The sequence below is a fragment of the Lelliottia wanjuensis genome, from assembly GCF_030238365.1.
Classification (GTDB): domain Bacteria; phylum Pseudomonadota; class Gammaproteobacteria; order Enterobacterales; family Enterobacteriaceae; genus Enterobacter; species Enterobacter wanjuensis.
Map to the genome: position 1 here is coordinate 135,922 of NZ_JASSOT010000054.1, position 19,842 is coordinate 155,763.

General features: G+C 50.5%; 20 protein-coding genes and 1 tRNA gene. 10 read left to right on the forward strand and 11 right to left on the reverse strand.

What is annotated here, in order from left to right:
• Positions 1 to 10 precede the first annotated feature (10 nt).
• The 9 genes from ridA to arcA form a co-directional block, all read right to left on the reverse strand.
• Positions 11 to 397, reverse strand: coding sequence for a 2-iminobutanoate/2-iminopropanoate deaminase (gene ridA / locus QQF33_RS08165; protein WP_202674092.1), 387 nt, complete (start codon positions 395 to 397; stop codon positions 11 to 13).
• A gap of 197 nt (positions 398 to 594) precedes the next feature.
• The gene (gene pyrI / locus QQF33_RS08170) at positions 595 to 1,056 is read right to left on the reverse strand and encodes an aspartate carbamoyltransferase regulatory subunit (protein WP_095280560.1); all 462 of its coding nucleotides are present in this window, start codon (positions 1,054 to 1,056) and stop codon (positions 595 to 597) included.
• 12 nt (positions 1,057 to 1,068) lie between these two features.
• Entirely contained in the window at positions 1,069 to 2,001 is a 933-nt protein-coding gene (gene pyrB, locus QQF33_RS08175) for an aspartate carbamoyltransferase (RefSeq protein WP_095280561.1), read from the reverse strand.
• Between the two features lie 34 nt (positions 2,002 to 2,035).
• Positions 2,036 to 2,140, reverse strand: coding sequence for a pyrBI operon leader peptide (locus tag QQF33_RS08180; protein WP_095280562.1), 105 nt, complete (start codon positions 2,138 to 2,140; stop codon positions 2,036 to 2,038).
• Between the two features lie 100 nt (positions 2,141 to 2,240).
• Positions 2,241 to 2,720, reverse strand: coding sequence for an arginine repressor (locus tag QQF33_RS08190; protein ID WP_095280563.1), 480 nt, complete (start codon positions 2,718 to 2,720; stop codon positions 2,241 to 2,243).
• Between the two features lie 106 nt (positions 2,721 to 2,826).
• Positions 2,827 to 4,230, reverse strand: coding sequence for a YfcC family protein (locus QQF33_RS08195; RefSeq protein WP_285157666.1), 1,404 nt, complete (start codon positions 4,228 to 4,230; stop codon positions 2,827 to 2,829).
• 47 nt (positions 4,231 to 4,277) lie between these two features.
• Positions 4,278 to 5,282, reverse strand: coding sequence for an ornithine carbamoyltransferase (gene argF, locus QQF33_RS08200; protein ID WP_282493384.1), 1,005 nt, complete (start codon positions 5,280 to 5,282; stop codon positions 4,278 to 4,280).
• A gap of 121 nt (positions 5,283 to 5,403) precedes the next feature.
• Positions 5,404 to 6,315 carry a carbamate kinase gene (arcC, locus tag QQF33_RS08205; protein ID WP_285150377.1) on the reverse strand — a complete coding sequence of 304 codons (912 nt, stop codon included), beginning with the start codon at positions 6,313 to 6,315 and terminating at the stop codon, positions 5,404 to 5,406.
• A gap of 10 nt (positions 6,316 to 6,325) precedes the next feature.
• Positions 6,326 to 7,546: an arginine deiminase gene (gene arcA, locus QQF33_RS08210; protein WP_282493386.1), complete on the reverse strand. Its 1,221-nt coding sequence runs from the start codon at positions 7,544 to 7,546 to the stop codon at positions 6,326 to 6,328.
• A gap of 675 nt (positions 7,547 to 8,221) precedes the next feature.
• Here arcA and QQF33_RS08215 point away from each other — a divergent pair.
• Complete coding sequence (locus tag QQF33_RS08215; RefSeq protein ID WP_285150378.1) at positions 8,222 to 8,674, forward strand: YhcH/YjgK/YiaL family protein; 453 nt, start codon at positions 8,222 to 8,224, stop codon at positions 8,672 to 8,674.
• Between the two features lie 109 nt (positions 8,675 to 8,783).
• Here QQF33_RS08215 and argF (QQF33_RS08220) read toward each other — a convergent pair whose 3' ends face one another.
• Together argF (QQF33_RS08220) and argL are read right to left on the reverse strand one after the other, a co-directional pair.
• Positions 8,784 to 9,791 carry an ornithine carbamoyltransferase gene (gene argF, locus QQF33_RS08220; protein WP_282493388.1) on the reverse strand — a complete coding sequence of 336 codons (1,008 nt, stop codon included), beginning with the start codon at positions 9,789 to 9,791 and terminating at the stop codon, positions 8,784 to 8,786.
• The gene (gene argL / locus QQF33_RS25840; protein ID WP_390888465.1) at positions 9,761 to 10,066 is read right to left on the reverse strand and encodes a putative translational regulatory protein ArgL; all 306 of its coding nucleotides are present in this window, start codon (positions 10,064 to 10,066) and stop codon (positions 9,761 to 9,763) included. The genes argF (QQF33_RS08220) and argL overlap by 31 nt, the downstream gene beginning before the upstream one ends.
• On the opposite strand from argL, the gene rraB reads away from it, so the two are divergent.
• The 9 genes from rraB (at position 9,956) to QQF33_RS08265 (ending at position 19,835) form a co-directional block, all read left to right on the forward strand.
• Positions 9,956 to 10,381: a ribonuclease E inhibitor RraB gene (rraB, locus tag QQF33_RS08225; RefSeq protein ID WP_100777805.1), complete on the forward strand. Its 426-nt coding sequence runs from the start codon at positions 9,956 to 9,958 to the stop codon at positions 10,379 to 10,381. The two genes, argL and rraB, sit on opposite strands and share 111 nt — an antisense overlap.
• 45 nt (positions 10,382 to 10,426) lie before the next feature.
• Positions 10,427 to 11,185, forward strand: a complete 759-nt coding sequence (gene miaE, locus QQF33_RS08230) for a tRNA isopentenyl-2-thiomethyl-A-37 hydroxylase MiaE (protein ID WP_285157667.1) — start codon at positions 10,427 to 10,429, stop codon at positions 11,183 to 11,185.
• A gap of 27 nt (positions 11,186 to 11,212) precedes the next feature.
• On the forward strand, positions 11,213 to 11,944 hold the full coding sequence (locus QQF33_RS08235; protein ID WP_103948342.1) for a topoisomerase II: 732 nt from the start codon (positions 11,213 to 11,215) through the stop codon (positions 11,942 to 11,944).
• Positions 11,945 to 12,050: 106 nt separating this feature from the next.
• Positions 12,051 to 12,135, forward strand: a tRNA-Leu gene (locus tag QQF33_RS08240).
• A 199-nt stretch (positions 12,136 to 12,334) separates the two neighbouring features.
• Positions 12,335 to 13,600: a tyrosine-type recombinase/integrase gene (locus QQF33_RS08245; protein WP_285157668.1), complete on the forward strand. Its 1,266-nt coding sequence runs from the start codon at positions 12,335 to 12,337 to the stop codon at positions 13,598 to 13,600.
• A 415-nt stretch (positions 13,601 to 14,015) separates the two neighbouring features.
• Positions 14,016 to 15,230 (forward strand): Druantia anti-phage system protein DruA, encoded by a 1,215-nt coding sequence (druA, locus tag QQF33_RS08250; protein ID WP_181230837.1) that lies wholly within the window; start codon positions 14,016 to 14,018, stop codon positions 15,228 to 15,230.
• 21 nt (positions 15,231 to 15,251) lie between these two features.
• Positions 15,252 to 16,901: a competence protein CoiA family protein gene (locus QQF33_RS08255; RefSeq protein WP_285150381.1), complete on the forward strand. Its 1,650-nt coding sequence runs from the start codon at positions 15,252 to 15,254 to the stop codon at positions 16,899 to 16,901.
• A gap of 11 nt (positions 16,902 to 16,912) precedes the next feature.
• The gene (locus tag QQF33_RS08260; RefSeq protein WP_285157669.1) at positions 16,913 to 18,796 is read left to right on the forward strand and encodes a hypothetical protein; all 1,884 of its coding nucleotides are present in this window, start codon (positions 16,913 to 16,915) and stop codon (positions 18,794 to 18,796) included.
• Positions 18,797 to 18,806: 10 nt separating this feature from the next.
• The gene (locus QQF33_RS08265; RefSeq protein WP_285150383.1) at positions 18,807 to 19,835 is read left to right on the forward strand and encodes a hypothetical protein; all 1,029 of its coding nucleotides are present in this window, start codon (positions 18,807 to 18,809) and stop codon (positions 19,833 to 19,835) included.
• The last annotated feature ends 7 nt before the right edge of the window (positions 19,836 to 19,842 follow it).

Below are 19,842 nucleotides of genomic sequence, written 5' to 3' on the forward strand. Positions count from 1 at the left end.
ACAGCCCCAATCAGCGACGAACCGCAATCGCCTCAATCTCAATCTTCACATCTTTCGGCAGACGCGCCACTTCCACGCAAGAACGCGCCGGGAAGGTCGCCTCGTGCTCGTTGAAGAACGCTTCGTAAGTGGCGTTAACGGTCGCAAAATCATTCAGATCTTTGACGAAAACAGTCGTTTTCACGATATCGCCCACTTTCAGGCCCGCGGATTCAACGATTGCTTTCACGTTTTCCAGCGACTGACGCGCCTGCGCCGCCACATCGTCTGGCACTTCGCCGGTTTTCGGGTTCACCGGGATCTGACCGGAAGTGATAATCATGCTGCCGAGATCTACGCCCTGAACGTAAGGACCGATAGCCGCTGGTGCATTTTCCGTCGCAAGTACTTTGCTCATGTTTTCTCCAGGATAACAGCGTTAAAAAGTTCCCGGCCATTATACACATCATCCTTCACGCCGCCTCTTCGTTGGCTGCGTCCTCATACCCCGGTCACATAGTTTCCTATGCTCCCGGGGATATTCGGACTTGCCGCCTCGATGCGACGCGAATGATTTCGTGTAACCGGAGTCCGGGATCCCATTACCAACCTCAATTAGTTGGCCAGCACCACATAATGAGAAAACTCTTTTTCGCAGTATTTGCATTTGAGTGCGATGTCATTCGCCCGTTTTTTCACTGCAAAACTGGACGAAACCGGCTCAGCATGACTGATGCAGTTGCTGTTCGGGCAAACCAGTACGTGCTCAATGCGTTCCGGTAAGTTCGGGCGTGATTTGCCCACCACTTCGTAATCGTCGATGCGATTCACCGTCGCGTCCGGGGCGTACAGGGACAGCTGGTTCACCTGCTCGTCGGTCAGGAAGGTGTTCTCGATTTTGATCAGGTCTTTGCGGCCCATCTCGCCGGACGGCAGGTTCAGGCCGATGGTGATGCGCTGGTCGGTTTCGGTCAGCTTGAACAGCGTCAACAGCTTAAAGCCCACCATCGCCGGGATATGGTCAATCACGGTGCCACGTTTGATGGCTTCAACCTGGAGTTTATTATCATGTGTCATTGTCATTTCCCCTTACAGAGCGAATTCGCGATTCAGAACCAGTGCCAGTAACGCCTGGCGAGCGAAGATGCCGTTCCCGGCCTGCTGGAAGTACCAGGCGTGCGGCGTCTTGTCCACGTCGGTGGCGATTTCGTCGATGCGCGGCAGCGGGTGCAGCACTTTCATGTTCGTACGCGCGCCTTCAAGGTCACTGGCGCGCAGGATGAACTGGGCTTTGACGTTGGCGTACTCGGACGGGTCCAGACGCTCCTTCTGCACGCGGGTCATGTACAGAATATCCACTTCACCCATCACCTCTTCGATGCTGGCGTGCTGGCTCCACTGGATGCCTTTTTCGTCGAGCATATCGAGAATGTACTGCGGCATCGCCAGCGCGGCCGGGGCGATAAAGTAGAAACGGTTGCCGTTAAATTTCGCCAGCGCCTGGGCCAGAGAGTGGACGGTGCGGCCATATTTCAGGTCCCCAACCATCGCGATGTGCAGGTTTTCCAGACGCCCCTGAGTCTCCTGGATGGTGAACAGATCCAGCAGGGTCTGCGTCGGATGCTGGTTCGCGCCGTCCCCGGCGTTCAGCACCGGAATGCCGCCGGAGAACTCGGTCGCCAGACGCGCCGCGCCTTCCTGCGGGTGGCGCATCACAATCGCGTCCACGTAGGTGCTGATGACGGAGATGGTGTCCGCCAGCGTCTCGCCTTTTTTGCCGAGCGACGTATTGCTGCCGTCGGAGAAACCGACCACGCTCGCGCCGAGGCGGTGCATCGAGGTCTCGAACGACAGACGAGTACGGGTGGAGGCTTCAAAGAAGCAGCTGGCGATCACTTTGTGCTTGAGCAGCTCGGGCTGTGGGTTGGCCTTCAGTTTTGCCGCGGTATCCAGAACCAGTTCCAGCTCTTCGCGGCTGAGGTCATTGATGGAAATGATGTGTTTTTGATAAAGCGGATTCATGTTTATCTCCTGACGCCGGGCAAAAAAAAGCCCCTCAAATGAGGGGCTCTGGGAATAGGGTTATCAACGGGAAGAAAAACGGCAGGCCAGCGTCTGTTTTCAGACGCGGTATGACTGTATGTCGTACACGCTTGACCATGACTTCCTCCCGGCAAATTGTCGGGCATTATACTCAGCTCGATTTTCTGATCAAGCGATTAATGCACACTTTACTCAGTGCAAACGGTTCTATTTGAATATTAATGCGTTCTGAGTAAATAATTAATTTGCTTGTGCACCAGCGCCGTGCGCTTCACCACGCGGGGCGCGACCCAGACAATACTGCTTCCGGCCACCACACCTAAAATTTCCGGTAACTGGTGATAATCCAGAATTCGCGCCACGGCGCGGCCATATCCGGCGACGGTATGGATAAGGATAAACTCGCTGTTGTGCTCCACGCTGACCACCATTTCGGAGATCGAACGGGCCGCGTCCGGGGCGGGACGTAACTGCGGATTCATCGAATAAATCTTTTGCCCTTTGGCATTTCGAATTTTTATGACACCCAGCAATTTCAGCAGACGGGAGACGCTCGACTGGCTGATGCTGTCAAACCCGCGCTCCTGCAGGTCTCGGCGGATCTCTTCCTGGGAAAGGTAGCTGTTCTCGCTAATCAGGCTCTGGCATACCGCGAGCTGAAGTTGTTCTTTTGGGGAGTATTCTCCATATTCCATCATCTGGTTCCCATCTCTGTTGCCAACAAAAAATGCCCGGTGGCGCTACGCTTACCGGGCCTGCAAAAAGATTACCGTAGGCCGGATAAGCGCAGCGCCATCCGGCAAATCAGATAAGCGCACCCAGGCTTAACGTCGCCATAATCAGCACCGTCAAAATTCCCAGCAGCGGGGCGACCCACTTGAGATAACGCACGTACGGCACGCGCGCGATCGCCAGTCCACCCATCACCACGGCGGACGTCGGAGTGACCAGATTGACAATCCCGGAAGCTGACTGGTACGCCGTCACGACCAGGTCGCGGTTGACGTTAGCGAAATCGGCGAGCGGTGCCATGATCGGCATCGTCAGAACGGCAAGGCCCGAGGAAGAAGGCACCAGAAACGACAGCACCACTTCCAGCCAGTACATGACGTTAATAAACGCCACCGTTGACAATCCCGTGACCATATCTTCCGCACTGTGCAAAATCGTGTGCGTAATCATGCCCTTATCCATGATGACTACGATACCGCGCGCAATCCCAATAATCAGCGCGACGCCCAGCAAATCCCGCGCCCCGTTGATAAATGTTGAGGTCAGCTCCTCTTCGCTCATGCGGGCAATCAGGCCGACGATGATCGCGCTGGCGAGGAACACCGCAGAAATCTCCGCCATCCACCAGCCGAGCACCGCCACGCCGTAGATCATTACCGCGAAGGCGAGAGCGAAAATCACCAGGATCACTTTGCGCACCGGGGTAAATTCCAGCGACTGCTCGCCTTTATCGCCGAGGAAATGCGCGCGGTTTTCAGCCTCTTTGTCGGCGACGATCGACAGGGTCGGATCCTGGCGCACCTTGCGGGCGTAGCGCATCACCCACCACACGCAGATCACCCAGCCGATCGCCAGCAGCGCCACGCGGAGCATGATTCCGTTGGTGAACGGGATCCCGGCGGCGTTGGCGGCGATCACCGTGGCGAACGGGTTTATGGTGGAGCCGAGCGTGCCGATCCCCGCGCCGAGCAGCACGGTAGACGCCGCGACCACCGGATCAAAACGGGCGGCGAGCATCACCGGGACGAGCAGCGTGTAGAACGGCAGCGACTCCTCCGCCATGCCGTAAATCGTCCCGCCCGCGGCGAACAGCGCCATCAGGATCGGGATCATCCACTCTTCGCGGCCCCGCAGTCGGGTGGTGACGCGCTCGATCCCGGCGTCAATCGCCCCGGTTTTGGTGACGATCCCGAGAAACCCGCCGATGATCAGAATAAACAGCGCGACGTCGATCGCGCCTGCCTGGCCCGATTCAGGATCGTACAGCCCGGCGATGGGGGCCATCAGTACCGAAACGATCCCCTGCGGATGCGCGGCGACGTGCGCGTAAGTTCCGGCAATGGGCACTTCTTTGCCGAGCGTGGCGTTCATCGCCATCTGGTACTGCCCGGCCGGAACAATCCAGCTCAGGGCGGCGACCACGGCGATCAGGAAAAAGAGAATGGTGTAAGCGGAAGGAAATTTGAACTTGCCCATGATGTTCTCCTTGCCCCGGCGCAGCCTGTGGCCGCGCCGGGCGGTGATTAGTCGCCGAGTGTCGCCACCATGACCGCTTTAATGGTGTGCATGCGGTTCTCTGCTTCGTCGAAGACGATAGAGTTCGGGGATTCGAAGACCTCTTCCGTCACTTCCAGCCCTTTCAGGCCGTACGCCATCTCGATTTCGCGGCCCACTTTGGTGTGTTCGTTGTGGAACGCCGGCAGGCAGTGCATGAATTTCACGTTTGGATTGCCGGTGGCTTTCATCACCTGGGCGTTGATCTGGTACGGCGTCATCAGGCTCACGCGCTCTGCCCAGGCCTCTTTCGGCTCGCCCATCGACACCCAGACGTCGGTGTAGAGGAAATCGGTGCCCTGGACGCCTTCGTTCACGTCGTCAGTGAGGGTGATGCGCGCCCCGGTCTCTTTGGCGATGGCGCGGCACTGCTCGACCAGCCCGGCTTCCGGCCAGAAGGATTTCGGGGCGACCAGGCGGATGTCCATCCCCATCTTCGCCGCGCCGACCATCAGGGAGTTGCCCATGTTGTTCCGCGCATCGCCCAGATAGGCGAAGCTCAGCTCCGGCAGGGTTTTGCCCGGCGCGTGCTCGAGCATGGTCATCAGATCGGCGAGGATTTGCGTCGGGTGGAATTCGTTGGTCAGGCCGTTCCACACCGGCACGCCCGCGAACTCGCCGAGCTCTTCGACGATTTCCTGGCCGTAGCCGCGATACTCGATGCCGTCATACATGCGGCCCAGCACGCGGGCGGTGTCTTTCATCGACTCTTTATGGCCAATCTGCGATCCGCTTGGGCCGAGGTAGGTGACCTGCGCGCCCTGGTCGAACGCGCCCACTTCAAAGGCGCAGCGCGTGCGGGTGGAGGTTTTTTCGAAGATCAGGGCGATGTTTTTGCCGACTAACGTCTGTTTTTCACGCCCGGCTTTTTTGGCGGCTTTGAGGTCGATGGCGAGATCGATCAGGTACTGGATTTCTGCCGGGGTGTAGTCCAGCAGTTTGAGGAAGTTGCGGTTTTTCAGGTTGATGGTCATGTGGTGATCCTTTTTAAATTTGAGTTGTCTGGTGCCCTCACCCCGGCCCTCTCCCAAGGGGAGAGGGAGTATGAGTTCCCTCTCCCCTTGGGAGAGGGTTAGGGTGAGGGGAAAATACGAATCAATTGCGAATCAACGTCCCTTTATCCCCCGCCAGAATCGCGGCGCCATCGGCCAGCGCGCCGATCCCGGCGATGCCGTTGCACGCCTCGACAAATTCACGGCAGGCGCTCACTTTCGGCCCCATCGATCCGGCGTCGAACTGCATGGTTTTGAGGACATCCGGCGAGACCTGCGCCAGCGGGCGCTGGGTCGGCGTGCCCCAGTCGAGGTACACCGCGTCAGCGTCCGTGAGGATCAGCAGCGCATCGGCTTCTATCTGACGGGCCAGCAGGGCGGCGGAGAGATCTTTGTCGATCACCGCTTCAATGCCGTGGTAGCCGTTGGCGTTTTCCACCACCGGAACACCGCCGCCGCCGTTGCAAATCACCAGGTGATCGCGGGCGATAAGGGCGGTGATAGCGTCGCTCTCGACGATGCGTTTCGGCTGCGGGGAGGGCACCACGCGGCGGAAGTAGCTCCCGTCGGCCTTAAACACCCAGCCTTTTTCCGCCTGCAGGGTTTTCGCCTGCTCTTCGCTGTACACCGGGCCGATGTATTTGGTCGGGTTGCGAAACGCCGGGTCGGCGGCGTCGACTTCGACCTGAGTCAGCAGCACGCTCACTTCGCGCTGCGGCAGGTTGTTTTTCAGCGCTTGCTGGAGCATGTAGCCGATCATTCCCTGGCTTTCGGCGCCGAGGATGTCGAGTGGGTAGGGTGTGACCTTGTCGTAGGCGCTGTTCTGCAGCGCCAGTAGCCCGACCTGCGGGCCGTTACCGTGAACCAGCACCACGCGCCACTGAGCGGTGAGTCCGGCGATCGTGCGGGCGGCCAGCTCGATGTTCTGACGCTGAATATCCGCTTCCAGCGGCTCGCCGCGTTTGAGCAGCGCATTGCCGCCCAGTGCCACGACCAGAGTGGGTTTTCTTTCCATGATGGCTCCTTTAAATTCCGTCTCGTTCCAGCGGGCAGCTCATGCAGCGCGCGCCGCCGCGACCGCGTCCGAGTTCATCCCCCGGAATCGGCAGCACGGTGATCCCGGCTTTGTCGTATTTCTCGTTGGTCCAGATGTTGCGCTCGTAGCCGATCACCACGCCGGGGCGGATGGTCAGCACGTTGTTGGCGTCGTTCCACTGCTCGCGCTCGGCTTCGAAGGCATCGCCGCCGGTGGTGATCAGGCGTACCTGGTTAATGCCTAAGGCTTTTTCGATGGCGTGGAGCAGATCCGTTTCCTGGGTGCGCAGCAGGCCGCCGCGTCCGTCCGGGGTGAGCGTCCAGCACTGGGCGTCTTTGCGCACCACTTCCGGGTAGACGGAGAAGGTGTCGACGTCGATGTGGGTCATGACCGTGTCGAGGTGCATACAGGAGCGGTGTTTCGGCAGTTCGACGGCGATGACCCGTTCGGCCTGGCGATGCTGGAACAGGCTTTGCGCGAGGAATTCCACGCCCTGCGGGGTGGTGCGTTCGGACATGCCAATTAATACTGCGCCGCGACCAATCACTAATACGTCGCCGCCTTCCAGAGTGGCGTGGTCGTAATTAATATTCTCGTCGCCGAAGTATTTAATAAAATCGCCGTCGGCAAAGGCCGGGTGCCAGCGATATATTGCCCGCAGGTTATTGGTTTCACGCTGACGCGCCGGTTTTGCCATCGGGTTAATCGACACTCCGTTATAAATCCAGCATGAAGTATCGCGAGTAAATAAGTGGTTCGGCAGCGGCTTCATAATAAAATCATTTGCCGTATGGGTATCGACCACCATATTTTTAATAAAGGCAGGAATTTCCCCGTAGGTTAACCCGCCGCTCAGACGGCGCGCCAGTTCGCGATGCGGCATATCCGCCAGCCAGCCGCGGACGTCGTTGGCGAAGGTTGGCCCGAGGCGATAATCGGAGATTTGGGTTTCTAATAGCCAGGCTTTAGCCTCAGCAATATCAAGTGTTTGGGTAATCAAATCGGTTAACAGCAGGACTTCCACACCCTGTTCGCGCAGGGTATTTGCGAAGATGTCATGCTCTTCACCCGCCCGCTCAACCGATAAAACGTCATCGAATAACAGCTCCTGGCAGTTAGACGGGGTTAAGCGTTTCAGACTTAAATTCGGGCGATGCAGCATAACGCTACGCAATTGACCAATTTCAGAACCGACGTAATGCTTTTCCATAATTATTCCTTTAACTGTTTTTTCAGAATAAAAAGGGCTGTGCTATGAACGGGTATTAATTCATAGCCCTTTAAGCTCAATTGATTTCACGGCCAATAGTAAGCGCTTGAGAATTGGTTTTTGTGATATTGCTCACGCAGGATCGGATATTAACGAGTTTGTTTTCGATTGCATGACTCGCATCAGATAATGCTTAATTAGCCATTATTCGGGAGTGAATGGCTAAGCATAATTCGCTGGGGTTATCTGAGATTGTTATTATTATGTAGATGGAAACAAACGGACATAAATAATCAATGCATTGATTTTTATGAATAAATTATTTTGCTTGGCATGAATATGCAATAAAAGACGTTATCTATTTTTGCCTTAAGGCAAATTAATAAATAACTATCCAGAATAAATGAAATTAACCGAGTGAATAAAGTGTGACCCGGCAGCGTGTTTTTTGCATACATCATTTAAATCAGTGGGTTACTGGTCTACAGAAGATCACCCGGACCGGTGTTATGCATAATCGCTGCATAGTTGCCTGGCTGGCTTTAACAGGCGGATAACACATTTCCCGATAAACATGCGTTGCCGCAAAGATGATGTAGAAAGGGCTGGTATGGCAGTGGAAATTCTCGTATAAAAGTCGAAATTGAAACATTGTTTTATATTGAGGGTTTAGACATGATCGTTGGCAATATCCATCATCTCCAGTCCTGGCTGCCGGCAGAGCTGCGTCAGGCTATCGAACACGTCAAAGCGCACGTTACTGAAGCGACCTCGCTCGGTAAGCACGACATCGACGGCAACAACCTCTTTTACCTGGTCTCGGAAGACATGACCCAGCCGTTCGCCGAGCGCCGCGCGGAGTACCACGCCCGCTATCTGGACATTCAGATTGTGATGAAAGGCCAGGAAGGGATGACGTTTAGCACCCTGCCGCACGGCACGCCGGACACCGACTGGCTGGCGGACAAAGACATTGCGTTCCTGCCGGAAGGTGAGCAGGAAAAAACCGTAGTGTTGAGTGAAGGGGATTTTGTGGTGTTCTATCCGGGTGAAGTGCATAAGCCGCTGTGTGCGGTGGGCAGCCCGGCGCAGGTGCGGAAGGTGGTGGTGAAGATGTTGGTGGGCTAGTTTACCCCTCACCCTAACCCTCTCCCACAGGGAGAGGGGACTGTTCGGCGCTGCTTTATTCCCTCTCCCGTGGGAGAGGGTCAGGGTGAGGGCACCAGACCGCAGAGGACTACGGCTGCCCAAGCGTCGCCACCATCACCGCCTTAATCGTATGCATCCGGTTTTCCGCCTGGTCAAACACGATGCTCGCCGCCGACTCAAACACCTTATCCGTCACTTCCATCCCGCCGTGCAGATCGAACTCCTTCGCCATCTGCTTGCCGAGCGTGGTTTGATCGTCGTGGAACGCGGGCAGACAGTGCAGGAACTTGACGTTCGGATTGCCCGTCAGGGCCATCATTTCACAGTTCACCTGATAGCCGCGCAGCAGCTCGATCCGCTCCGCCCACTTCTCTTTCGGCTCGCCCATCGATACCCAGACGTCCGTATAGATGAAGTCCGCGCCTTTCACGCCAGCGATAATATTTTCCGTCAGGGTGATTTTGCCGCCGTTCTTCAGCGCCAGCGCGCTGCACTCCGCGACCAGGCTCTCTTCCGGCCAGCAGGCTTTCGGGGCCACCAGACGCAGATCCAGACCGACCAGCGCCGCCGCTTCCAGCATCGAGTTGCCCATGTTGTTGCGCGCATCGCCCGCATAGACCAGCGTCATCTGGTTAAAGGCTTTGCCCGGCAGATGCTCCTGCATGGTCAGGAGATCCGCCAGCAGCTGGGTCGGGTGGAACTCGTTGGTCAGCCCGTTCCACACCGGCACGCCCGCGTATTCCGCCAGGGTTTCGACCACTTCCTGCCCGTGACCGCGATACTGAATTCCGTCGTACATCCGCCCGAGTACGCGAGCGGTATCCTTAATTGACTCTTTATGCCCAATCTGACTGCCGCTCGGGCCGAGATAAGTGACGCGTGCACCCTGGTCAAATGCGGCAACTTCGAAAGAGCATCGTGTACGGGTCGAGTCTTTTTCGAAGATGAGCGCGATGTTTTTACCAGTAAGCTTCTGTACTTCTTTGTTATTTTTTTTATCGGCTTTCAGCTGGGCGGCCAGCGACAGCAGAGAGTGAAGCTGTGCAGGAGTAAAATCGAGCAATTTCAGGAAGTGCTTTTTATAGAGTTCAGACATGTTATCCTCACATGGCTAAGGCCACTTATTGAATTAAAATTCACTTTATATGTATGAATATTCATTTGCAACCCTGTTTCACAAATCTTTCTTACATTAGGTGGAGGCAAACACGTCCGTGTGTGAAAATAGAAGTATCTGCCGAACTTAAAGAGGAACGAGCCATGGCAAACCCAGAACTGCTGGAAGAGCAACGCGAAGAGACGCGCCTGATCATTGAAGAGCTGCTGGAAGACGGCAGCGATCCGGACGCGCTGTACACCATCGAGCACCATTTCTCTGCAGATGACTTCGAATCGCTGGAGAAACTGGCGGTAGAAGCGTTCAAAATGGGTTACGAAGTGACCGAGCCGGAAGAGCTGGAGGTGGAAGAGGGCGAAACCGTCATCTGCTGCGATATCCTGAGCGAAGGCGCGCTGAAAGCAGAACTGATCGACGCGCAGGTTGAGCAACTGATGGATCTGGCCGAGAAGTTTGAAGTGGAATACGACGGCTGGGGAACTTACTACGAAGATCCAAACGGCGAAGACGGCGATGACGAAGACGATGAAGATTTCGTCGACGAAGATGACGACGGCGTGCGCCACTAAGTGTTATCTGCGGCAGCTTCGGCTGCCGCTTTGCAAGGTTTCATAATGGACTATCCGCAGATTCTCAGCCCCGTTCTTAACTTCCTCCACTGCCCGACCCCGCAAGCCTGGATTGATAAAGCCCGCGACCCGGCGAACCTGCCGCTGCTGCTCACCGACCATATGGTGTGCGAACTCAAAGCCGCCCAGACCGCGCTGCTGCTAGTGCGTAAATATGTCACCGACAAAAGCGGGGCCGACGCGCTACTCGAGTGGCTAAAACCTTACGAAGCCTTCACCTTCCGCGACGGCCCGGAACCGGATTTTATCGCTCTCCACAAGCAGATTGGCAAAAGCGTGATGCCCAAAACCGACGACCCCTGGGGCCAGGCCCTGATCGACAGCATGGTGCTGCTGATTAAAGAGGAGCTGCACCACTTCTGGCAGGTGCGCGAGGCGATGCTGACGCGCAACATTCCGTACGTCAAAATCACCGCCAGCCGCTACGCCAAAGGGATGCTGAAGGAAGTGCGCACTCACGAACCCCTGACGCTGATCGACAAACTGATCTGCGGGGCGTACATCGAAGCGCGCTCCTGCGAGCGTTTCGCCGCGCTGGCCCCGTTCCTCGATGACGACCTGCAAAAGTTCTATCTCTCGCTGCTGCGCTCGGAAGCGCGCCACTATCAGGACTATCTGGCGCTGGCTCAACAGGTCAGCGACAAGGATATCTCTTCACGCGTACAGCAATTTGGCGAAATAGAAGCCACACTTATCTCGACACCGGACAGTGAGTTCCGTTTTCACAGCGGCGTGCCGGTGTAATCCGACAGATCAAAAGGATGCGAGACGATGAAGAGAGCCTGGAAACCGATTGTGATTGTTGCCGTACTGGCCGCCGCCGTGGCGTGCTGGGTCTACTACGATAAGCAACGCCTGCAACACACCCCCGAACAGCAGCTCGACACCACGCTTAACAGCATGCCTGCCTGGCAGGTGCTGAAGGAGCAAGACCCCGCATTCCAGCAGCGCATCCGCAGTCAGATCCTCGCGATGCAGAAAGAGGGCGATTCCGAGCAGCAGATTATCGATGTGATTCAACCGCAGATCCTGCACCTGCAGATGTCGCGCCTGCAGACCGCGCCGGACGCGAGCGTGGTGGATTATATGAAGGCCAACATGGAACAGACCGCCGCCATCCAGAAGGTGAGCGATGACGCCTGTTTTCGTTTCCTCTACCCGGACGTGAAGGGCGGCATCAACCCGCTGCGGGTGCTGGATAAACCGATGATGCAGCGCCGCATGCAGGCTGACGCCGACATGATGCGCGCCGCCTACGGCAAAAACCGCCACACGGTGACGGCGCAGGAGCGCGACACCGCCGTCGCCGACGTGCGCCCGATCATGAAGGAGCTGGCCGCGAAGTACGGCGAGGATATTCAGCTGTTGCAGGCTCCGGACAAGGCGGTGGGCAAGGAGAAGCTGTCGTGCGATATGGTGCAGGAGATGTGGGCCAAAGTGCTGCAACTGCCTGAAAGCCATGCCGCCGGGGTGATCCGTCTGGCGGTTTCCGAGCTGGAGTAGGCCTTACGCTGGTTTTTTCAACACTTAGCGCAGGATCCACGCGCTGCCGCTTGCAAGGCAGCGCGTGACAGGTATAATCCACAACGTTTCCGCATACCCCTTCAGTGCCGAAGTGGCGAAATCGGTAGACGCAGTTGATTCAAAATCAACCGTAGAGATACGTGCCGGTTCGAGTCCGGCCTTCGGCACCATCGGAACATCAATAGACGTCAACGGACGTCTTTTTTTGTGCCTGAAATCCGCGCCACACAAGGCTTTCCGCGATTTTCCTTTCAATAGAAGTCAATCTGAGTCAACCCACATCAAGTCGCTTGTGAGTATAGAACCGAGTATATATGCTGGTTCGATAATGGTTGTATACTCACAGCGGCACATGGAAGGAGAACTTTTATGGCTCTGACAGATACTAAAGTGCGTTCTGCAAAACCGCAGGAAAAGGAGTACACCCTTGTCGATGGGGATGGCATGTTTTTGCTTATTCACCCTAACGGCTCAAAATATTGGCGGTTCCGTTTTCGCTTTGGGGGTAAGCAGCACCTGATGGCGTTTGGGGTTTACCCTGAAACGTCACTGGCTGATGCTCGTCAAAAAAGGGAAGAGGCCAGAAAGCTTGTTGCTGCTGGAATCGATCCTCGCGAATACAAACGTGCTGCGAAAGAAGAACAGACGAAAGAAGCTATCACCTTTGAGTCAGTTGCCAGAGCTTGGCATGCAACTAACAAGAAATGGTCAGAGGATCACAGTCGGAGGGTATTGAAGAGTTTGGAAGACAATCTATTCGCCTCGATTGGCAAGCGTAGTATTGAAGAGCTAAAGACTCGCGACCTGCTTGCACCCATTAAAGTTGTAGAAGCAACAGGCCGCCTTGAAATTGCTTCGCGTCTTCAGCAACGAACAACCGCCATCATGCGGTATGCCGTCCAAAGTGGCTTGATTGATTACAACCCAGCCCAAGAGATGGCTGGCGCAGTTGCTTCCACTAACCGTGTCCATCGCCCTGCACTTGAGCTGAAACGCCTACCTGAACTGCTCCACCGAATTGACGGTTACACGGGACGCCCTTTGACCCGCTTGGCTGTTGAGCTAACCTTGTTAATCTTCATTCGTTCCAGTGAATTGCGCTTTGCCCGCTGGTCTGAGATCGATTTCGATACGGCAATGTGGACGATACCGGCAGAACGAGAAGCGATCGAAGGAGTGAAACACTCTCAACGTGGTTCTAAAATGCGCACGCCTCATCTGGTGCCATTGTCTCACCAGGCTCTGGCAATCCTCAAACAGGTTCACAAGCTTAGTGGCGAGCGCGATTTTGTTTTCGTTGGCGATCATAACCCTCGTAAACCGATGAGCGAAAACACGGTGAACAAGGCACTGCGCGTGATGGGATACGACACGAAGGTTGAGGTTTGCGGGCATGGATTCAGGACGATGGCCTGTAGCTCGTTGATTGAATCGGGGTTGTGGTCGAGGGATGCGGTAGAACGGCAGATGAGTCATATGGAACGTAACTCTGTAAGAGCGGCTTATATCCATAAGGCTGAGCATTTGGACGAGCGTAGGCTGATGTTGCAGTGGTGGGCTGATTATCTAGAGTCATTAATGTATAAGTTGATGACACCTTTTGATTACGCAAAGACTAATAATTCTATTAGTTAATTATATATTTGTGATGAAAACCCATTGAAATCAAGTGGATATGTTTTTTTTGTTTTATAGAGGTGATTGAGCTATGAGGTAAAGAGGTTATGATCAAAAATTGAGTTAACATCTTTTCCGATAGTATCTCCATGTTTTTACAAGAATAATTAGTGTAGCCGTAGCTGGAATTTAGGGTGCAACAAGACTTAATACAGCATGTTTATGACTAAAAATGTGTCGTCAATGCTTCTTTGAATCTTTGTCGCCGCGACAATTTCATACATTAGAGAAAGCCCCTGAAGAGTTTGGATGGATGCTATCATTGGCGTCGCCCCGTTAAGTGTCGAGCTTATGCTCTATGGTACTACGCTATCGATAACTATCACCTTAAGTTAAATTTAATGCGGCAAATATTAATTGGAGCGTGAGAAAAATGCACAAAGATCCCTCAATAATAGTTAATGTGAACCTGCGTGAAGCCCGGTTAAAAAAGAAGGTTCGAGAACATTTACAATCATTGGGATTTACAAAATCTGATGCAGGAGCGCTACAGGCCCCAGGAAACACGAAAGAGGTAATCAGGACCCTTCATAGCGCTCAACGGGCTGAGCGACTTGCTGCAAACCAAAATTTCATAACACTCAAGTCCTCAAAATTATTGAAATTTTTTGCATCTGGTAAGGATGTTATTCCTGACAAGATATCGCCTGTTCTTGAGCGGGTGTCATCAGGAACTTGGCAAGGAGATCTGTTTAGGTTAGCGGCATTAACTTGGTCTGTACCGGTTTCAAACGGATTTGGAAGGCGTCTCCGATACCTTGTTTGGGATGAAAGTAATGGAAAATTGATAGGGTTAATTGCTATTGGTGACCCCGTTTTCAATCTTGCCGTCAGGGATAGATTGATTGGTTGGAGTACAGAGGATAGAAGCTCAAGACTTGTTAATGTGATGGATGCGTATGTACTTGGCGCACTTCCACCTTATAATTTTCTGCTTGGGGGAAAACTGGTAGCTTGCCTACTTCGTAGTCGCGAGTTATATGATGACTTTGCAAGAGTGTATGGCAACAGTGTGGGGGTTATATCTCAAAAGAAGAAGAGAGCCCGTCTTTTAGCAATTACAACTACATCATCGATGGGGCGCTCTTCTGTATACAACAGATTAAAACTTGATGGAATTCAGTATATGGAACCCATTGGTTATACTGGCGGCTGGGGGCATTTTCACATACCTGATAGCTTGTTTATTGAATTACGTGATTACCTGCGCGACATGGATCATCGCTATGCAGACCACCATATGTTTGGGAATGGTCCCAACTGGCGTCTACGAACGATGAAGGCGGCTTTAAATGCGCTAGGATTTAGGGATGATATGATGAAACATGGAATCCAACGCGAAGTATTTATCAGTCAGTTAGCTGATAATGCAACTAATATTCTGCAAACGGGTAGAGGTAAACCAGATCTTACATCATTGCTTTCTGCGAAAGACATCGCTGAGCTAGCTATGGAGAGGTGGATGATTCCTCGATCAATACGCAAAACTGAGTATCGTTCTTGGGATTCAGATTATCTTTTTGATTTTATTGATAATAATTGGTTGAGCTTGGAAGTGGAAACTGATAAAAAAAAGACTATTAGTTAACCTTGGGTGGAGGGAAGGGTAGTGGACTACGCCATTAACGAGGCTAGTGGGAAGTTAGTATCGGCTTCTCAAGCATTGAGATATAGTCGGTATATATGCCCAGTTTGTAAAAAAGGAGTTAGTCTCCGACGCGGAAAAATAATACCTCCGTATTTTGCCCATTTTCGGGGATATGGCACACTCGACTGTGAAAATTTTGTCCCTGCTCATTTATCCTTCACTACAAAAGAAAATATCAACGATATTGTAAAGCGGCGTATGGAGCTGCGTTTGTTGATCTCTACTGCCAAAAAGATTCGAGAATGGTCATTAGAGCTAGCATTACCCACTTGTAACTTATGTCAAGCTAAGGTCATTCTTGACGTAGGAGGAAGATCTCAAACGATTGATATGAGAGGTATGGTAACGCGCCGTCAGATTAGTGCTGAGCTCTCAGCTAGACCATATCGCATAGTATCTTTTACTGGCAATCCTGATCCTGAGTTTGTTAGAGAAGTGGAAAGGGAATGTCCGGGACTACCCTCAATAGGGGCTGCTGTATTCACCGCAATGGGAGGTGGGGCATCGAACGGATTTCCTCTGGCGCAGGAATTAAGATGCACTGAAACCTTCGCTTTCCTTTGGCGGGAGCCTGCAAGTCCCGGATTTCCTGATGAATTAGACATTGATAGTTTAGTTAGTAGGCAAGGATGGAATTTAGCCATTGTGACAATACCTGAAACTCTTTCCCCAGAGAGCATTTCATGGCTTAACTCCTTCACTCAACTTCCAATTGTTCCTGCAAAAGCTTCTATTACAGCTATTTGGCCATTCCAAACTCAAGACATCAGTATTAATCAGGTCGAGTGCATTCATTCCAATTTTTTACTATTGTCTGCAAATATGATTTCGACCCCACCCAATGAAACTGGGCCGACAATGTGTGCTCAAGGGGCCTCTTCAGTCCTCTCAGCGATTGGAGTAGAAAAATCACCGGCATTCTTTACTCTTACCCCTGATAATAGTGACATAGTAGGAGTATCTGCTTCAAATGATCAAGATATAAAAAAATATTATTCTTTTTTTACTAATAAGATAAAAAACCATAAATATCCTTCAGTTGATCTAGTTTATACAAAAAAAAATGGTGCGAGAGAAATAGTCTCATTGCATCAGAGAAGATGTGTTGAACTTACAATGGAAGCTCGACTGTTAGGTTATAAGTTAGAGTACTTGTCTATGCCTTCTGGGGCCGAAGGGACGGCCAAAATACAGAGGAAAATAGATATTAGTCGTATCAATCTTTTTTCAAGTGATCATGTGGCTCCTCATGATAGCAATATGAGATTACTACGTTCTGATGCCTTTTCTAAGTTATCTGAATGTTTATCTGATGTGAGTTATAATCTGGATATTGAGTTTAAAGGGCTAGGGGAATTACATCTTACTGGATTTAAAAAACTTGGAAAAGACATTGTCGTAAGTAATGAAATATCTTCGAGCCTACGTCTTCGTATATTGAGCTTCATATTGCAGATGCAATCAATTAATAATGAGGTTGTCATGATTAATGATTCTAAGTTACTTGAAGTATTGGGAAAATTAAACCCTAAAAAACACCTGTTACCCCACTACCGAGCATTGGTAAAAGAAGTTGTTGCCAGTGGATTTGAATTTAATCGCTTTAGATAAGGTGCCTTCTCATGAGTTATCAATATAGCCAAGAGGCTAAGGAGAGAGTCCGTAAGTTAGGACAGTCTGATATTATTGATTTTATTGGGGAGGTTCCTATTGCCCTTCGGCGCAAGGTATTCAGCCTTATGCCTAAAGTTCCTGGGTTCAGAGTAGGTCAACCGTTAGAAATAAAAGAGAAGCAGAAGCGGCTCATTGGATACATGTTTCAGACTCATTCCTCTCCTGAGGAGACATATGCATGGAAAAGTTTTGCTCTTTTTTGGAAACTATGGGCAGAAGAAAAAATAGGTAAGCCATTTACAATATGTGAAGAGAAGGGAGTTGAACCTGGTACTGGCTTGATTTTTATTAAGGAACTTGCAGATACATTTCCTAAGGTATCAAGAGAGGATGTTGAACGTCTTTATTATTTTAGCGGTTTTACTAATGATTCAAAAATTACAGCAGCATTTGAGTTTTTTCGGCCAGCGAGGATACTTGCTCGTGATAATGCACTCGATGCTCTTCCCATTCGATTAGATGAGCTAGAAGAGTGTGTTGAGCTTGCAAAATATATTATTGAAGATAATGAAAGTGGTATTAAATCGCTCAAATCAGCAACTAATTCACTTGCCACAGAGTTAAAAAAATATGCAAAGGATAATAAATTTGTTTTAAAGTCGCTCATTGATTTGAAAGAAATAATAGAAAAAGAGGTGAAAAGAACTGATAAGGTAAATAAGGCCGTCGATGAACTATCTATTTCTAATAAAGATATATATTTAAATTTAGAAAACATCACAATTAGAAATAATACCTATGATTCAGCTTTAGATGAATTTTACGAGTATGGAAAAAATCTAGATTGTATAAATAAAAAGATTGTTGAGATTCAAAATTCATTAGAGGGTATTTACGAAAAAGAAAGCAATGATGATGTTCTTAATCATAATGAGACTTATAAATTACTCGCTGAAAGAATTGATATCCTTGACTTGAATTTCGAAAAGAAAAATTCGGGTTTAATTTACCCCCAATGTAATGAAATCCGTGAAAATAAAACCATAGAGTCAGTTGAACATATATCAACTCACGATGAAGCGTTTAATATTATTTCATCGAATCTTCAAGCTGTTGGTCTGAATAAAGAGTCATCTAGAGATGTAGCTAGATTAGTACTTGCTGCATTTATTTCAGGTCAGATAGTTCAATTGTGCGGTTCTCTAGCTGATATAGTAGCTGATGCGATTGCTTCTGCAGTAGGAGCTTCTCTTTATCATGAATGGAGAGTTCCAGTAGGACTTATTTCTGATGCTACTGCCTTTGATTTTGTTCAGTCTGCAGCCAATTCGTCACATTGCCTAGTTTTGAAAGGTGCTAACCTTTCAGCATTTGAAATTTATGGCACTGCAATTAGGGATATTGTGGTTCAGCGTCAAATATATCAAACAGATTATGATCATCTTGCACTGATTGCTACCTGGAAACAAGGTCATGCTGTATTTCCTGACGGTGGAATGTTAGCTGAATTGGGCCCAGTAATTGATACAGATACATTAAAAATTCGTGGCGTCACTGTTATTTTGCCTAAGTTAAAACTCGGGGTTTTTTCAAAGAGAAAATGGTCTGAAATTGAAGGCATGCAATCAGATGTGACTAGGGAGGATGTCAGTGAGTTGAGAGATCTATTGGATGAGTCTGACTTTGATGGCGGTAATTTATGGAAAAGAATGATCAGCCGTTTTTATATATCACTCATGAGTATTCCTGATGGAAATGCAACTTATGATCTTTATTCTGTTTTATTCTATTATACCTTGCCTTGGGCTCGTGTCAAAAATGGGCCAGTTGAAAAAATTGCAAGTATTGCTGAGCGTGAATTAACAGAACGTGGTGAACAGTTATCTGCGTGAGAGGAATGGCATGGAATGGACGGCAGTATCACGAGAAGAATCTCTTAAAATTATTTCGGCTGCGATAAAATGCCGACTCTCTAATGAAGGATTGAGAATTTCAATAATATCTGAGTGTTTGAGAAGTGTACTGTACCAATATTCTGTTTCTGATATTAAGGATACTAGAGAAGCTGTAGCCTCTCTTCGCCTCACTAATGCAGTAAGGCGAAAGCTAGCGCCATTATGGCCAGATGTTTTAGATTGTAGCAATGTCATTTATCCTGGGGCTTTGGCAGTGCTTGAAAGTATGGCTGAATTAGGTGACATGATTAGGTTAGAGGGCGGTAAATGGTTGACTGCACCTTTACATGCTGTCCGTGTTGATAATGAGATGGCAATTTTAATTGGTGGAGATCCAGCATATGCTCTTCCAATAGATATGGATGTAAAAACTATTGGTAGAGTAAGACTAGTCGAACAAAGAGTTTGCGAAGGAATAGTGGAGCTATGGGATGCAAATGAGTGGATAGGAGCTCCAGTTGAAGGTCATGAAATATGGATGTCAAATCTGTTTTCGCATACATGCTCTCGATTAACGGATGTTCCTAATAATATCGGAGATGTAACTGTATACGTGAAAGGCCGTTGGCTTAAGTTATCAGAAATACCTTCTTGTGAAAGAATTATATTGCTATGCAAGCTCTCTATTGGTACCAGTTTCTCATATTTTTTGGGGGAGTTCGTGGATGGGGAACTATCGAGGATGAGTTCTTTGGAGTCATCTGATGATGCTAGAAGGTTACGCTTCTATCAGGATATACGGGAAGCTTGTTCATTGAAAATAAAAATAAAAAAAGATAATGGACTAATAAAAATGAAACTGGTTAGACCATTACCAAGAAGAGAGTCAAAGGTGCTTATGCTCGGATGGCGTGAGTCAGGCCACAAATATGAGCCCTCTTGGATAGCACACTATATATTTCCTGAGGAAGTATTACCGATAGTGCGTTGTACTTTTGAAGGACTCGGAATTGTTTTAGTTAATGAATCTAAATGACGGAATA

Bases quoted from the DNA above. Each gene is read 5' to 3' on its own strand.
- ridA (WP_202674092.1), bottom strand. From the start codon at position 397: ATGAGCAAAGTACTTGCGACGGAAAATGCACCAGCGGCTATCGGTCCT.
- pyrI (WP_095280560.1), bottom strand. From the start codon at position 1,056: ATGACACATGATAATAAACTCCAGGTTGAAGCCATCAAACGTGGCACC.
- pyrB (WP_095280561.1), bottom strand. From the start codon at position 2,001: ATGAATCCGCTTTATCAAAAACACATCATTTCCATCAATGACCTCAGC.
- QQF33_RS08180 (WP_095280562.1), bottom strand. From the start codon at position 2,140: ATGGTCAAGCGTGTACGACATACAGTCATACCGCGTCTGAAAACAGAC.
- QQF33_RS08190 (WP_095280563.1), bottom strand. From the start codon at position 2,720: ATGATGGAATATGGAGAATACTCCCCAAAAGAACAACTTCAGCTCGCG.
- QQF33_RS08195 (WP_285157666.1), bottom strand. From the start codon at position 4,230: ATGGGCAAGTTCAAATTTCCTTCCGCTTACACCATTCTCTTTTTCCTG.
- argF (WP_282493384.1), bottom strand. From the start codon at position 5,282: ATGACCATCAACCTGAAAAACCGCAACTTCCTCAAACTGCTGGACTAC.
- arcC (WP_285150377.1), bottom strand. From the start codon at position 6,315: ATGGAAAGAAAACCCACTCTGGTCGTGGCACTGGGCGGCAATGCGCTG.
- arcA (WP_282493386.1), bottom strand. From the start codon at position 7,546: ATGGAAAAGCATTACGTCGGTTCTGAAATTGGTCAATTGCGTAGCGTT.
- QQF33_RS08215 (WP_285150378.1), top strand. From the start codon at position 8,222: ATGATCGTTGGCAATATCCATCATCTCCAGTCCTGGCTGCCGGCAGAG.
- argF (WP_282493388.1), bottom strand. From the start codon at position 9,791: ATGTCTGAACTCTATAAAAAGCACTTCCTGAAATTGCTCGATTTTACT.
- rraB (WP_100777805.1), top strand. From the start codon at position 9,956: ATGGCAAACCCAGAACTGCTGGAAGAGCAACGCGAAGAGACGCGCCTG.
- argL (WP_390888465.1), bottom strand. From the start codon at position 10,066: ATGGTGCTCGATGGTGTACAGCGCGTCCGGATCGCTGCCGTCTTCCAG.
- miaE (WP_285157667.1), top strand. From the start codon at position 10,427: ATGGACTATCCGCAGATTCTCAGCCCCGTTCTTAACTTCCTCCACTGC.
- QQF33_RS08235 (WP_103948342.1), top strand. From the start codon at position 11,213: ATGAAGAGAGCCTGGAAACCGATTGTGATTGTTGCCGTACTGGCCGCC.
- QQF33_RS08245 (WP_285157668.1), top strand. From the start codon at position 12,335: ATGGCTCTGACAGATACTAAAGTGCGTTCTGCAAAACCGCAGGAAAAG.
- druA (WP_181230837.1), top strand. From the start codon at position 14,016: ATGCACAAAGATCCCTCAATAATAGTTAATGTGAACCTGCGTGAAGCC.
- QQF33_RS08260 (WP_285157669.1), top strand. From the start codon at position 16,913: ATGAGTTATCAATATAGCCAAGAGGCTAAGGAGAGAGTCCGTAAGTTA.
- QQF33_RS08265 (WP_285150383.1), top strand. From the start codon at position 18,807: ATGGAATGGACGGCAGTATCACGAGAAGAATCTCTTAAAATTATTTCG.